This is a genomic window from Fictibacillus nanhaiensis (genome assembly GCF_019801215.1).
Lineage (GTDB): Bacteria > Bacillota > Bacilli > Bacillales > Fictibacillaceae > Fictibacillus > Fictibacillus nanhaiensis_C.
In genome coordinates this window covers 1-14,390 of record NZ_JAHVJO010000009.1, presented here as the reverse complement: position 1 = coordinate 14,390, position 14,390 = coordinate 1, and the positions used below count along the sequence as shown (strand labels likewise).

The following is a 14,390-nucleotide window of genomic DNA, read 5'->3' as shown; positions in this document are numbered from 1 at the left end:
ATGTCGCTCTTCAATAGAAAAATTACAGAGCCACGAAACGACAGTTCTAATCAAGAACAAAGTTTTTCTTCTTATAATAACCCTTTTATTGACGAACTTGTGGAACACTACAAAACCCGGTTATTGAATGAGTCAAATTTAGATCAAATCACAAACTTGTCTAGAGTTGAAATGAGACTCGCCATTGAACGAGTGGTTACACAATTTATGCAAGAAGAAAAAGTTGTTATTCCAAGAAGCGATAAAGAGAAGTTATTAACGAAGCTTATCGATGAATCTGTAGGATTCGGCCCTCTTGAAGCCTTGCTAAATGACGCTGACATTACAGAGATTCTTATTAATGGACATGATGAAGTCTATATCGAAAAAAAAGGTAGACTCGAGCTTACGAATATGAAATTTAGGGATGAAGCCCATGTGCGTCATATTATCGATCGGGTTGTTGCTCCTTTAGGGCGAAGAATTGATGAAAGCTCTCCTATGGTCGATGCCCGATTACATGATGGTAGCCGTGTAAATGCGGTAATACCACCTGTTAGTTTAAAAGGAACTTTAGTTTCCATTCGTAAATTTAGAAAAGATCCTTTAACGATGGATGAGTTAATCAAGCTTGAATCATTAAACGAAGAGATGAGTACATTTTTGCAAGCAATCGTTACAGCAAAGATGAACATTATTATTTCTGGAGGAACAGGTAGTGGTAAGACAACTCTCTTAAACGGGGTTGCTCGTTCCATTCCATTTAATGAACGTGTCATTACAATAGAAGATTCAGCTGAATTAAGACTTAACCGACCGAACGTAGTAGGAATGGAAGCTAGACCAGCAAATGTCGAAGGTTCAGGTGAGATTACAATAAGGCAATTAGTTAAAAACTCACTAAGAATGCGCCCTGACCGTATCATTGTCGGTGAGGTTCGTGGACCTGAAGCGTTTGATATGCTACAGGCCATGAATACTGGTCACGAAGGTTCATTGACTACAGTCCATGCTAACTCACCTCGAGATGCTTTAGGACGTGTTGAGGGGATGGTCATCATGTCTGGTATGGACTTGCCGACTAGCGTCATCCGAGAATATATCGTGGGGGCCATTGATTATATCGTTCAAGGTGAAAGGTTAACAGATGGTAAAAGAAAAATTGTTTCCATTTCTGAAGTGGTGACTGATTCAGAAGGTAAAGTGCAGATTCAAGAAATCTTTAAGTATAAAAAAACAGGCATGGGAAGCTCTGGTGAAGTCAAAGGGTATTTTACCCCTACTGGAATCGTTCCTAAATGTCTTGAAAGGTTAAAGATTTTTGGACTGGATATTGATAAAGAAATGTTTAAGCCAGTAGGAGGTCAGCTCCATGAGTATAGCCGCACTATTTAGTTTAGCCATACTGTTTCTTATCTTTGGAATTTATAGCTACTTAGGTTATAGAGCTCAAAAAAAAGAATGGAAAAGAAAAACACAATCCTGGTATGGAACGACAAATAAAAGAAAAAGTTATTTAGTGGTTCTAGGAGATCGATTTGATCAATCTCCATATGCGGTCAAAATGTATGAAAAACTTCAGCAAGCCAATGTTCCATTAACGCCTTCTGAATTTTACTCGATGCTTATCGTTGGCGGAATGGCCGTAACCGTTCTTTCAAGCACGATGTTTAATATACACATGCCAATTAATCTTCTAATTGCCATTGCGTTAGTCATTGTTGCTTACTTTTCATTGTTCGCCATTCGTAAAAATAAGTATCAACAACGTTTTGATTCACAATTAGCTGAAGTTTGCCGTCTGCTTGGAAATGCTGCAAGAGCGGGTATGACTATAACACAAGGCGTAGAGCTGGTGTCTAGAGAAGTAGCCAATCCTGCAGGAGGAGAGTTTAAAAGACTTGCTAATGAAATTAGACTCGGTGTTGATTTTGATAAAGCTATGGTGAATTTTCAGAAGAGAATTCCGTCGCGTGATTTCAAATTATTTATTGCAACACTTCTTATTCAAAAAAGAGCTGGTGGTAACCTACATTCTATCTTAGATGGAATGGCACACACCCTTGAAGATCGAAAAATATTAAACCAAACTATTCAAACCATGACAGCAGAACAAAGGTATATTTCATATATTTTGCCAATGATACCCATATTTCTCATTTTAATCATGAATACTATTATGGATGATTTCTTGGCACCATTGTCTACCTTACCAGGAATTATTTTACTAGTTCTCTTTATGATCGGAACAATTTTAACCTTCTATCTTGTTAAAAAAGTAACCAATATAAGGGTGTAATCAGATGGATGCCATAATCATTATTTCTGTTTTCTTACTATGGTTTTTATTAATGATTGGTTTATATAATTTGTATGTTTACAAAAAAAAGAAACAAGCCTTGATCTCTCACGTGAGGGAAGTAACAGACACCTATCAATTTAACGTGAGAAAAAGAGAAACAGCTAGTACAAAATTAATAAAAAGAGTTTTAAAGTATGCTGATGATTTCTCTTCTCTTGGCCAACGAATCAACTTCTTTTGTGAACCTCATGATGTAGAAGATTGGCTAAGAAAAGCAGCATATCCTTATGATTTAACCGTAGAAAGGTTCCAAGGGACAAAGATGTTTTTTACCATAGTAGGATTTGGTGCTGGACTGATTGCAATGTTATTAGGCTTACCTTTTTCACAGCTTGGTGTAATTGTTCTCCCTCTAGCAGGATATTTTAGCGCAATCATGTGGCTAAAAAACAAAGCGAAGAGAAGACAAGAAGAACTACGTTACGATTTGCCAGACTTTTTAGATACAGTGAGTGTAAGTTTAGAAGCAGGTATAGGTCTTGATAAGACTCTTAACGAAGTCGTTAAGTATTTTCAAGGACCAATTAATGAGGAATTTTCTAGGTTCAACCAAGAAATTAGCCTTGGGGTCCCAAGAGAAGACGCATATCGTGAACTTCTTCATCGGAACGATAATCCTGAATTCCAAACGCTCATTAAATCTTTAATACAAGGTCAAAAGCTAGGGGTGCCTATAGCTACAACTTTTAAGGCACAGGCTTTAGATATGAGAGTTATCAGGCGAGAATTGGCAAAAGAAAAAGCTGCTAAAGCTTCACCTAAAGTTACGTTGATTACAACTTTCATTGTTGCACCAACCGCAATTATTATGATTGCTGGTTTGATGATATTAAACATGTTTTTTGGTGATGATAGTCTATTTAACTTTCTTTAAGTTTAAACGGAGGTGAGAGGACAACAAGATTTTGTTTACAAAGCAGTTCGTTCTATTTTAATAATTTTTAAAACTACATTCTTAGGAGGAAACAAAAATGAATTTATATGTTAAATTGATTAATCAATTATTCAACGAAAAGGGATCACAATCACTTGAATGGTTAGGAATTGCAGCTGTTATTGTAATTATCGTAGGAATGATCTCGCAAGTATTTGGTGGAGATACTGCTTTTGGTGAGGCTATTAAAACAAAGTTAGTTGAAATGGTTAAAGATATCGGATAATTCCTAGTAAAAAGTTTACTCAATGCTATATAACCTGCAGATTTTTCTGCAGGTTATAAGCATACATACAATTCAGAGGAGTGAGAGCGTTGAGTAATATTATAAAACTATCATTTACTTTTGCATTAGCCTTATCTGTTTTATTTGGATGCTCCAATGACGATACAAAAAGTAATGCCTATTCGGAAAAAACTAATAATCAAAGCAACGAAACTAATAAAAAAGATAGTCAAAATAAAGAAGACAAACAAAATACATCTGCTAATCAAGAAGATATTAAGATGAATCAGGAAGTAAAACCTCTCCCAACCTCAACAAACGAGATCTTTACATACCCGAATGGGAGTCTAGCTGGAACATCTGTTTTTGGTTCAAAAGAAGCAGAAGAACAGCTGTTTAAAACAATGCCAAAACTACCTGAAGATGCAGATGAAGAAACAATTGAATTGTATTTTAATAATGTTGTGGCTATGTATTGGAGCGGCTTCACCAATCCATCAACCCTGGTAGATAAATGGAAATTATATTCTCTAGGCTCACCTGATATGGAAGATCCACGATATCAATTCAAAGAAAATTATAATGTCGAGATCGTACTGGATGCTAGTGGAAGTATGGCTAAAAAAGTTGATGGAAAAACTCAAATGGATTTGGCGAAAGACGCCATTGATAATTTTGTCGGGGCGCTGCCTGATAATGCAAAAGTCGGTTTAAGAGTATACGGTCATAAAGGTACGGGCTCTGATGCAGACAAGCAGCTTTCATGTAACAGCTCAGAGTTGATCTATCAAGTTTCACCCTATGATTCGTCTACGTTTAAACAGGCCTTAGACTCAGTTCAGCCAAAGGGATGGACGCCTATTACATTAGCTTTAGAAACAGCTCAAAAGGATCTTGCTAAATACCCTGCTGATAAAAGCAATAATATCGTGTTTTTAGTTAGTGATGGTATTGAAACATGTGACGGTGATCCTGTAGCAGCTGCAAAAAAATTAGTGGACTCCAATATCTCTCCTATTCTTAATGTCATTGGATTTAATGTAGATGCTGACGGTCAAAAGCAATTAAAAGATGTAGCAAAAGCTGCAAATGGAATCTACACAGATATCAGCGACCAAAAACAACTAACAGAAGAATTTAAACGTGTAGAAGAAATTGCGAAGAGATGGGAAGAGTGGAAAGCAAATTCAATGAGAAAAGCTGATGCCCTAAAAGTTGAAAGAAGTTTTGAAGCACTTGGCTTCACGAATGAATGGTACAGCAAACAAATCAAATTAACCAACAATATTGGTGGATCTATCACAAAACTATACAACAGCGATCGTATCTCCAAAGAACAAAGAGAAGCACTAGAAGCAAAAGAAGATGAATTTGAGTTGTTTTTAGAAGAGTCTGGAAAAGAAGTGGAAGACTATTTAAACTCTATGAATGACAAATCTTTTGAAACAATGAAAAAAGAAATAGATGAAAAATATCAAGTTAAATAAGAGTGTTTTAGAGAGGAGATCATGAGGTGAAAACAAGATTAAAACCCTTTCTAGCCGGTTTTGCTGTTTTTACGCTATTAGTGATTCAGTTTACTCCTGTTGTAGCATTGGCGTCCATCAACCCTTGGGAGGGAAATCCGTGGGAAGGAAAGGAATTTGAGGGTAATCCATGGGAAGGAAACACGTGGGAAGGGAATACCTTTGAAAAGGATTCTTTTGAGAAGGACTCATTTAATAAAGACTCTTTTAATAAAGAGCCTAACAATACAAATCCTAATGATCCTGCAAATCCTAACAATCCAAATAATCCAGGCACAGTAGATCCAAATAACCCTAGTAATCCTAGTACTGTTGATCCGAATAACCCTAATAATCCAGAGGGACCAGGAGATTCGAATAATCCTGACCCAAGTGATCCATCGAATCCTGACCCTAATTCTCAAGATTCAGATTCAGGTGATCAGCCGGCTGGGAAAGAGAGTGGTAATTCAAAAGATCCGTGGGATGGAATAAAGTGGGCAGGTCAGATCTTCACCGATCAGTTTGCATTTGCTAGTAAAATGTTGGAAGACCAAAACACAATGGAATGGAAACTTTCTCGTGGTGAACTAGCAGAAGACATGAGTATAAAAAATTTAAAGTATCTTGGTTTAGATACAGCCTTATTGTTTGCGAAGAATCTATCCAAAGGAACGTTCTTAGAAACACCATTTGATATGGCCTATGATGGCCGAGATATTGCTAAAAATGTGAGTCCTGCTGCTCAAGCAATGAAAGATAGCTGGGCTGCAATTACTAAAACTCAAATCGTTAAAAACCTTACTGGTGGAACGGGTATGTTTACTCCGCCTGCCACTCAAGCGGCAGCTCCCGTACTAGGAATTGTCTCAAAATTAAACGTAGGTGTAGCAGCAGCGGGAACCATTATGGGAGGAATTGATACGTTTAAATCTTTCCAAAAAGGTGACACAGTCGATGGTATTGGAAACTTAGGAAGTACATTGATGAATGCCGGTGTTGTTGCTGCGGCAATTCCCGGGGTGCAAGCCGCAGCTCCGTTCATTATCGCTGGTGGAGCCGTTCTTTACGGCGGAGCAATGGTTGTGAAGCATAGTAAAACAATTGCCAAAGCTGCTCAGAAAACCTATGAATTTGCTAAGAGCGGTGTTAAAGCTATTGGTGATGGAGTAAAGAGTATCGCTAAAGGATTAGGTTCACTCTTTGGCTAAGGAGATGAAATATGTCAATTGAAGCAAATTTTAAAAAACATAAACGTTTTTTAGAAACAATAGATACAGCAAAATATGATGTTATTTCGCATGATAAAGCCTATAAGGTATCGGTTTACAATAAACTTGGGAAACCAAAAGGATATTTAGTCTTACATTCTGATGGAAAAGAGTGTGGTAGGGAGGAAGCGATTGCTCCTTATCGATTATTTATTACGTTCAATTCTTTTTTGTCTGGAATCGTAAATCAAGGGCAATTGGAAATGAATAAGCCAACAGCTGTATTTAAGGATACGATTGACTTACTTGAGCAAGTGAGGCCGAATATTCGCAGTAATTCCGATAACGTGGAAAATGTTACTGCCAAGATTACGGAATTAGAACAAGGCTATAAGAAATATAAGGACCTTCACGATCAGGCACTAAAAATATATGAAGAAGTAGTAGCAGCTGGTCAACTTGATGAGAAATCAGTAGAAAGAGTAGCTTCTCTGATGGATGAGTTTACATTGACCCAATACAAAAATTTACATTTGCAACTTAAATCTAAAGAAGATTTCATGGTAATAACACAAGAATTAAGAGAAATAGATGGTAATGAGAGCGATCCTAAAATCATAGAAAAAGCCATTGATGTTTTTGGTTATCTTACCAGCGAAAAATATATTACTGAAGTTCATGAAAATTTAAAGCAGTTTGAGAGCAACGAGCAAGGTGCTCAAGTAAGTTATTACGACCAACCGGAATGGGAAAAAAAGTTTATAGAAAGTACCAATCAAAGAAGCGAGAATCAGTTCCAAAAAGATGCGCTATCTATGTTAAGAAATTAAAAAGCTGGCAAGGGATTAGGATCTCTTGCCAGTGTAAATAACAGAAAAGGAGGTTCATATGAATTACGTCAAAGAAGGATTCAAAATTTATGTACAAAACATAGGTCCCCTATTACTTCTTTCTTTATCTATAGTTTTACCTGTGTTATTTATGCACACCATTTATGTGAATTACATTTATGCCATTACAGTAGATTTTGCCTCTACCTATATTGGGGACTTTGTTAATGCGTTTCTTATCATCATGTTAGTTGTTGTCATTCAATTACCCTTTATTCAATATGTAAACTCCGATATTGAAGGTGAAGAGAATAAACTTAAAAAAGCCTATGTTGCTTTATTTAAATATGGTTTTTCTATTTATGTATTTGGTCTAATTTATTCCTTTTTGACAATCATGGGACTTGCATTATTCATTATTCCGGGTGTGTTACTTCTCGTTTTCTTTTTTCTAACTCCTTATCTGACGGTTCTACGTCAAGAATCAGCATGGAAAACGTTTAAATTGGCCTTCACATACGGAAAGAAAAATTTCTTATCATTGTTTACGATCATTCTATTAACAAGTATGGGTGAATTTATAATTAGTATTATTTCTCTTTATGGAGTGGCCCTAATTACAGCTAACTACTTTGCTATTTTATTTAGCCAACTTTTGTTGAATATGCTTTTACTCCCGTTGATTGTTTGTATGATTACACTCTATGCTAAAAACCTCGAGCAAGGTGTAGTACCTGCTAGAACATTTAATAAATTTGCTGAAAACTAATAGAGAAAATAAATAAATGGAGTGAATTGTGATGTATCGTATTCCTAAAAAGTTAAAAAGTGAAAAGGGTTCAGCTGCCATTGAATTTTTAGGAATGGTACCACTAGTTTTGCTATTAATGGTTGCACTATGGCAGTTTTTTGCTGGAGCTTATGCGTTCATCGTTACACAGTCAGCAGCAAATGAAGCCGCTAAGGTCTATGCGATGACAGAGAATACAGCTGAGGCTACTAAGGCAGCACAAGAGGTTGTTTCAGTTGCAGGTGATAGCATTCTTTTTAATGCATCAAGAACTTCTATAAGTTCTTCATCCGATAAACAATTTTCAGCAAATGTGGGAGTTGATTTTGAACTCTCATTCTTAAAAAAATTATTTAAAGGAAACACACCTAAAATTCCTTTAGATGCTGAGGTAAGCAGCAGGGTGATAAAATGATAAATAAATCTAAGAACGAAAAGGGAAATATCAGTTTGCTAGTCATGGGGTTATTGGGAGTAACCATAATCATGTTTCTGGTGGTGTTGAGTTTTTCTAAAGTATTTGCAATTAAAGAGAAAGCCTCTACAGCATCAGAACAAGCCAGTTATGCAGCTACATCAGTTATATATGAAGTCGCGATGGAATCTGTTGAAGAATACGATAATTCTTTACCTGGAAAAGTAGACGAAGCGATTGATAAAACATTACAAGAAAAAATTGAAGAAAAGAAAGAAGAACGATTAACGTTCAATCCTTTTCTTTCTGAAAATGAAGCTAAGGTTGAGGCTATTAATGAAGTCATTAGCAATGAATTAAAAAATGGTAGTGGACCAGGTCTAGACCTGGGGTTAGGTTTAGGAGTACAGAAAGAATTACTTAATAGAATCTTGTTAGACAACTTAACTAGTGAGTCTACTAATCAAAGAATAAGGTCTGCAGTAGCTAATGTTGTTATTAACAATGATGGAATTCTAGAAGGAACCATTATTGAATATTTAGATGAATATCAAGTTAAAGTTGAAACTTCTGCTCGTTATGAAGCATTAAAATATGATGAACTTATTCCTGAGGATAAGAGAAAACTTAAACAAAAAGCTAAAGGTCCGGAAATTAGGTTTATCAAAGAGATAAGCGGTTGGTCTGATTATTCGATTGAATTTTAAATGAGGTGCTATTCATGTCTAAGAAAGAAAAACGCTGGAGAGTGTTTTATAAAGTTATGTATGTCTTCTTTTATGGATTCATCATACCTTTATCTTTGTTGCTATTTTTTATGGGTGAAGAAAAATTCCCTTATACACTCCTGCCTGTTGCAGTAGGTTTACCATTAATGAAAAGTAATCATATTCAAAGAATTAGAGAAAAAGAACAAACTTATTGAAAGAAAGGGGAGTATTCTAAATCTCTCTTTTTTATTCTATAAAATTACTTTAACAGCCTTGTAGAATATTTCCTGAAACTCTTATTAGTTCTTATTTTCAATGATTTTTATTGCGTTAGCACTTATGAAAAAACTGCTAGATTAATAACCATATAAGGAGATCAACCATGAAAACGATGCTTAAAAGCAAACTTGCTTTAAAAATAATCCTTCTATGCCTAATCGCTGTGCTTTCTGCTTGTTCTGATTCTGAATCGGCTTCTACAAAAGAAAAACAGGAGAAGAAGGCAGAAGAGAAAAAAGAAAAAATACCAGAAGCTGCAACTAATGTGGAAGATATGATCAATGAAGGACCAGGCTTTGCACTGGAAAAAGAGGACGAAGAGATAAAGGAATAGCTAGAGAAATTTCCTAAAAAGCTAAAAGGCGAAGATGCATACAATCTAGCTGTTTATCTTGGTGCTGCTGAACATCAGAAAGTCTTTAAGCTTTATGATGAATACAATCCTGGTTTTAATGATGTTGAAGGTGCGCCTGGCAGTGATGCTAAACCGAGAAATTTAGTACTCCTTCTAGATTCAAGCGGAAGTATGAATGGAAAAGTAGATGGCGGCGTTAAGATGGATTTGGCTAAACAAGCCATCTCTAATTTTGCTTCAAAAGCGAATAAAGAAGATCGTGTCATGCTAAGAGTGTATGGACACAAAGGAACGAGCAAGGACAGTGATAAAAAAGTTTCATGCGAGAGTCATGAAGTGGTGTATCCATTATCTGAATATGATCAAGCTGGATTCTCTGAATCTCTCAATACATTTAAGCCAGCAGGATGGACACCGATTGCCGGATCTATCCAACAGGTTGAAAAAGATTTAGCTGGGCAGGCGAATCCTGAGACCGAGACGATTGTATACATAATCAGTGATGGGGTTGAAACGTGTGATGGAAATCCTGTTGAAGCGGCACGTGCGCTGTACAATTCTTCATTAAAAGCCCAAGTGAATATCATTGGTTTTGATGTGGATGACAAAGGGCAGCAGCAACTGAAGGCGACTGCAGAAGCTGGCGGCGGTGAGTACAAAACCGTTCGTAATGCGAGCGAGCTTAACAACATCTTCAAAACATTGATGGAACAAGCATGGGAAGGTATAAGGAAAGATCAGTGGGCAGCAAACTCAGGTACACAAGTGAACTATGCTTATGTAGATAAGCTTGAGGTACTGAACGAACTGAAATTCAGAGTATCCGATGTTGTCTCCACAGAAGCAATGGCTCTTAATAATATAATAGGTGTCATGGAACAAGAGAAAATGATTACTTTAGAAGAAGCAGAGAAAGCGAGAGCTAAAGTAAATGAACGAGAAGAAAAGATTAAAAATTACAACGAAGAGAAATATGCAGAACTGAAAAAACAAACAGATGAAGAGAAAGATAGAGTCTTTAAACTGATTAATGAAGCATCACAAAATTAGTACGTACAACTAGAGATGGAAACCCCATCTCTTTCTTTTTGAATACGTTCAGAGGAGATTAAGAAAATGAAAACTAAACTTATGAGTATGGTTCTTTTACTTTTTGTTCTTGCTTTGACCGCCTGCAGCGCCGATCAGAATGCTTCTAATCAACCAGAGAAAGAAGAAAAAAAGGACAAATACACCGCTCTTGCTGAAGATGCCAATAAAGATGAAAAGTTAGAGAAGCTTGAGTTGCTTCCATATGCAAAAGAGGTTGAAGCTTCATTATCAAGCCCGAAACATAAAGAGTTTACGGCAAACTCTAGCGTTTTAGTTAAAGGGAAGACGAAAAAGTATAGCGGCTTCAAGTCTGACTACGTATGGATCAAAGTGAGAAGTGAAGAAGATGGTCCAGGTGGCCGTGAATTTAGCTACTATACACCGATTAAAGCAGGAAAGTTTGAGCAAACAGTACAGCTGTTTAACGGGAAGGGCAACTATTCTGTAAAAGTCAGTGTGCCTAGTGATACAGCAGAAGATTATTTCTATGATATCGCAGAGTTTGATGTTGAAAACGTAAATCCTGAAGTGAAGCGTGACGTCGCATTAACAAAGAATGCGCTTGAGCACGGACTGGTGTTAAAAAATTCCATAAATGGGTATATGGAAAGTGATGGATCTTTTGAACTCGAAGGGGAAGTGGAAGATACCCGTGTAGAACAGCTCATGGTGGAACTGAAAAAAGAGAGCGAATCTACAAAAATCATGATTCCTGTGGAGAACGGAAAGTTCAGCAAGAAAATACCTCTTTATTATGGAAAAGGCATCCATGATGTTCAGATCATGACACCGAAAGACGGCATGACTGACTTTTACTCTGAAGCAGCACATCTGTATGTTACAAATCTTTCAAGTGAGTCCTTTGAACCTATAAGGTATTCATCCGAGTACAAAGAAAAGGGGTTTCATCTGGAGACTCCTGAAGTCAGCGGTGAAAAGACAGACTTAACCTACAGTATAAAAGGAAGTATTGATTCTAGCGGAAAAGATGCCAACAAAACAGATGTCGTATTTGTGCAAACCGAAAAAGATAACCAGAAGGCCATGTACGCCATTCCGGTAAAAAACAATGAATTTGAAGGAGACTTCTTCCTTCGTTTTGGTCCTGGTAAGTACGAAGTCTCATTAATGGCTCCAGATTTCACATTAACAAACGGGTATGTGCAGCATTTTGTTGGAGTAGCAGGTTTTACAGTAGAGAACACAAATGCACAGGATCAACGATTTACACTACCTTCAAGAGGGATTCAGTCGGATGCACCAGCGATTAAAAAGTTAGCCGATGAACTGACAAAGAATAAGAAAACAGAAAAAGAAAAAGCGCTAGCAGTATACGAATATGTAGCAAAAAACGTGAGTTATGACGTGGATAAATTGAACAATCGCACATTCGAATTTGATGATAGTGCATTGAAAACATTGGATGAGAAAAAAGGCGTCTGCCAGGACTTTGCTTATTTAGCCATCGCATTACTGCGAGCAAGCGGAATGGAAACTCAAATGGTGACAGGATACGCAGGCCAAAACCATGCATGGGTGGAGACGAAGGTGGATGGACGATGGTTGACGATGGATCCGACGTGGGGTTCAGGATATCTTCAGAACAACAAGTTCGTACCTAAATTCACGATGGAATACTTCGATCCAAAACCAGCAGAGTTTCAAAAAACACATAAGAAGCAAGAAGTGGAGTTTTAATGGGTATTTGTGATCGCGTAAAGAAGAAAGCGACTCAAAAAGGATAGAAAAGAAAATATCCATTGTGAAATAATCGTTTGCCCGGCTCTTTCAATAGCCGGGTCTTTTTAAAATGTTTAACAATGGAACAATAAGAGAAAAATGTACAAGAGAAAGGCGGGATTCCGAGATGAGCTATGAAGATTTAGCACTCCATACAGACAAATATCAGATAAATATGATGTACGCCCATTGGAAAAACGGAACGCATAACAATATTAGAGTGTTTGAAGCATTTTTCCGTAAGAACCCTTTTAAAAGCGGATATGCTGTATTCGCGGGTCTTGAACGTATTATCCATTACGTAAACCACTTGCGGTTTAATGATGATGATATAAATTATTTAAGAACACAAGAAGAACAATATGATGAAGACTTCTTAAAGGAATTGAAGAACTATCAATTTACGGGGGAGCTTTTTTCCGTAAAAGAAGGGACGGTTGTCTTTCCAAACGAACCACTTATTCGAATTAAGTGTCGTGTGTTCGAAGCTCATTTGCTGGAGACTGCTCTCCTCAACTTCATGAACTATCAGACGCTAATCGCTACAAAGGCGGCACGTATCCGACATGTTGCGCAAGATGATCAGTTGATGGAATTCGGTACACGGCGTGCTCAAGAAGCGGATGCAGCGATATGGGGCGCACGTGCCGCTTACATTGCAGGGTTCGATGCTACTTCCAACATGCGTGCAGGAAAGCTCTTTGGCATTCCAACAAAAGGAACGCACGCACATGCATGGGTTCAAGATCATGAATCTGAAGAGATGGCATTTGAACGCTTCGCAAAAGCATTGCCTGATCAAAGCATTCTTTTAGTTGATACCTATAATACGCTAAAAAGTGGAGTCCCTAATGCCATAAAAGTAGGTTTGAAGATGAAGGAAGAAGGAAAGTCACTAAAAGGCATCAGGTTAGACAGTGGCGATTTAGCGTACTTCTCAATCCAAGCTCGTAAAATGCTGGATGAAGCAGGCCTTCGAGACACCATAATTGTAGCAAGTAACGATTTAGATGATGATGTTATTACAGACCTGAAATCCCAGGGTGCCCAAATCACATCTTGGGGAGTAGGGACACAGCTCATAACAGCTGCAGATCAGCCCGCACTTGGCGGCGTATATAAGATTGTAGCGAAATATGAAAATGGACAGTATGTACCTACGATTAAAATTTCTTCTAATGTAGAAAAGATAACCACACCTGGATACAAGAAGGTCTTTAGAATCATTAATTCAAAAGGGAAGGCTGAAGCAGATTATATCGCCATGGAAGATGAAATCATTCCTGAAAAAGACATCAAGCTTTTTGATCCGGTTCACACCTATAAAAATAAGGTTGTATCTTCCTTTACTGCAGAAGAGCTGCTACAACCTATATATATAGAAGGTAAGCTTGTTTATGAGCTCCCAAAACTTGAAGAAATCCGTCATTATCATAAGGAGCAGCTTCAGTTGTTCTGGCCGCAGCACTTGAGGCGGCTTAATCCTCAAGAATACTTTGTAGACCTTTCTGAAGAAGTGTGGAAGACGAAGAACGCCCTTTTAGAAAAGTACTCTTTATAGACTTCACAGCCTCTTTTCCATAGCGAAAAGAGGTTTTTTAATAAAAACGTTAAAAAACCGTTGACGGTCCTCATAAACGCTGATATAGTAATAAACGTTGTTGCTTTTCTTACATACATTCGACAAAATTAAACAAAACTTTTTCAAAAAAGTTGTTGCATCACATACACGATATGTGGTAAGATAGTTTTTGTCGCTGCTTTAAGAATGTAACGCGATAAAGTTCTTTGAAAACTGAACAAAAGAAATAGGTAAGGAATTAAATTTAATTCCGTCAGTATTAAACAAGAGCAAGTCAAACACTTTTATGGAGAGTTTGATCCTGGCTCAGGATGAACGCTGGCGGCGTGCCTAATACATGCAAGTCGAGCGAATGATGAGGAGCTTGCTCCTCTGATTTA

General features: G+C 37.2%; 14 protein-coding genes, 1 rRNA gene and 1 pseudogene. All 16 read left to right on the top strand.

Annotated elements, in window-relative coordinates; translation table 11 throughout:
- Entirely contained in the window at nt 1-1,374 is a 1,374-nt protein-coding gene (locus KUV80_RS18195) for a CpaF family protein (RefSeq protein ID WP_222464140.1), read from the top strand.
- Nucleotides 1,352-2,278: a type II secretion system F family protein gene (locus KUV80_RS18190; RefSeq protein WP_222464139.1), complete on the top strand. Its 927-nt coding sequence runs from the start codon at nt 1,352-1,354 to the stop codon at nt 2,276-2,278. The genes KUV80_RS18195 and KUV80_RS18190 overlap by 23 nt, the downstream gene beginning before the upstream one ends.
- Before the next feature lie 4 nt (nt 2,279-2,282).
- On the top strand, nt 2,283-3,215 hold the full coding sequence (locus KUV80_RS18185) for a type II secretion system F family protein (RefSeq protein WP_222464138.1): 933 nt from the start codon (nt 2,283-2,285) through the stop codon (nt 3,213-3,215).
- A gap of 97 nt (nt 3,216-3,312) precedes the next feature.
- Nucleotides 3,313-3,501, top strand: coding sequence for a hypothetical protein (locus tag KUV80_RS18180; protein ID WP_222464137.1), 189 nt, complete (start codon nt 3,313-3,315; stop codon nt 3,499-3,501).
- Between the two features lie 89 nt (nt 3,502-3,590).
- Nucleotides 3,591-4,988: a vWA domain-containing protein gene (locus tag KUV80_RS18175; protein ID WP_222464136.1), complete on the top strand. Its 1,398-nt coding sequence runs from the start codon at nt 3,591-3,593 to the stop codon at nt 4,986-4,988.
- A gap of 26 nt (nt 4,989-5,014) precedes the next feature.
- The gene (locus KUV80_RS18805) at nt 5,015-6,217 is read left to right on the top strand and encodes a hypothetical protein (RefSeq protein WP_222464135.1); all 1,203 of its coding nucleotides are present in this window, start codon (nt 5,015-5,017) and stop codon (nt 6,215-6,217) included.
- Between the two features lie 11 nt (nt 6,218-6,228).
- Complete coding sequence (locus KUV80_RS18165) at nt 6,229-7,047, top strand: hypothetical protein (protein WP_222464134.1); 819 nt, start codon at nt 6,229-6,231, stop codon at nt 7,045-7,047.
- Nucleotides 7,048-7,105: 58 nt separating this feature from the next.
- Nucleotides 7,106-7,816, top strand: coding sequence for a hypothetical protein (locus KUV80_RS18160; RefSeq protein ID WP_222464133.1), 711 nt, complete (start codon nt 7,106-7,108; stop codon nt 7,814-7,816).
- Nucleotides 7,817-7,847: 31 nt separating this feature from the next.
- On the top strand, nt 7,848-8,252 hold the full coding sequence (locus tag KUV80_RS18155) for a TadE/TadG family type IV pilus assembly protein (protein WP_222464132.1): 405 nt from the start codon (nt 7,848-7,850) through the stop codon (nt 8,250-8,252).
- Nucleotides 8,249-8,959: a Tad domain-containing protein gene (locus KUV80_RS18150; protein WP_222464131.1), complete on the top strand. Its 711-nt coding sequence runs from the start codon at nt 8,249-8,251 to the stop codon at nt 8,957-8,959. Before KUV80_RS18155 ends, KUV80_RS18150 begins: the two co-directional genes overlap by 4 nt.
- A 14-nt stretch (nt 8,960-8,973) precedes the next feature.
- Nucleotides 8,974-9,177: a hypothetical protein gene (locus tag KUV80_RS18145; protein WP_222464130.1), complete on the top strand. Its 204-nt coding sequence runs from the start codon at nt 8,974-8,976 to the stop codon at nt 9,175-9,177.
- Between the two features lie 167 nt (nt 9,178-9,344).
- Entirely contained in the window at nt 9,345-9,575 is a 231-nt protein-coding gene (locus tag KUV80_RS18140) for a hypothetical protein (protein WP_222464129.1), read from the top strand.
- Between the two features lie 171 nt (nt 9,576-9,746).
- Nucleotides 9,747-10,646 (top strand): annotated as a pseudogene (locus KUV80_RS18135) (vWA domain-containing protein); the annotation flags it as partial.
- Nucleotides 10,647-10,712: 66 nt separating this feature from the next.
- Nucleotides 10,713-12,386: a transglutaminase domain-containing protein gene (locus KUV80_RS18130; RefSeq protein WP_222464127.1), complete on the top strand. Its 1,674-nt coding sequence runs from the start codon at nt 10,713-10,715 to the stop codon at nt 12,384-12,386.
- 169 nt (nt 12,387-12,555) lie between these two features.
- A complete protein-coding gene (locus tag KUV80_RS18125) occupies nt 12,556-13,989 on the top strand; it encodes a nicotinate phosphoribosyltransferase (RefSeq protein ID WP_222464126.1) in 1,434 nt (477 codons plus the stop codon).
- Between the two features lie 304 nt (nt 13,990-14,293).
- Nucleotides 14,294-14,390: ribosomal RNA gene (locus KUV80_RS18120) — 16S ribosomal RNA — on the top strand; the annotation flags it as partial.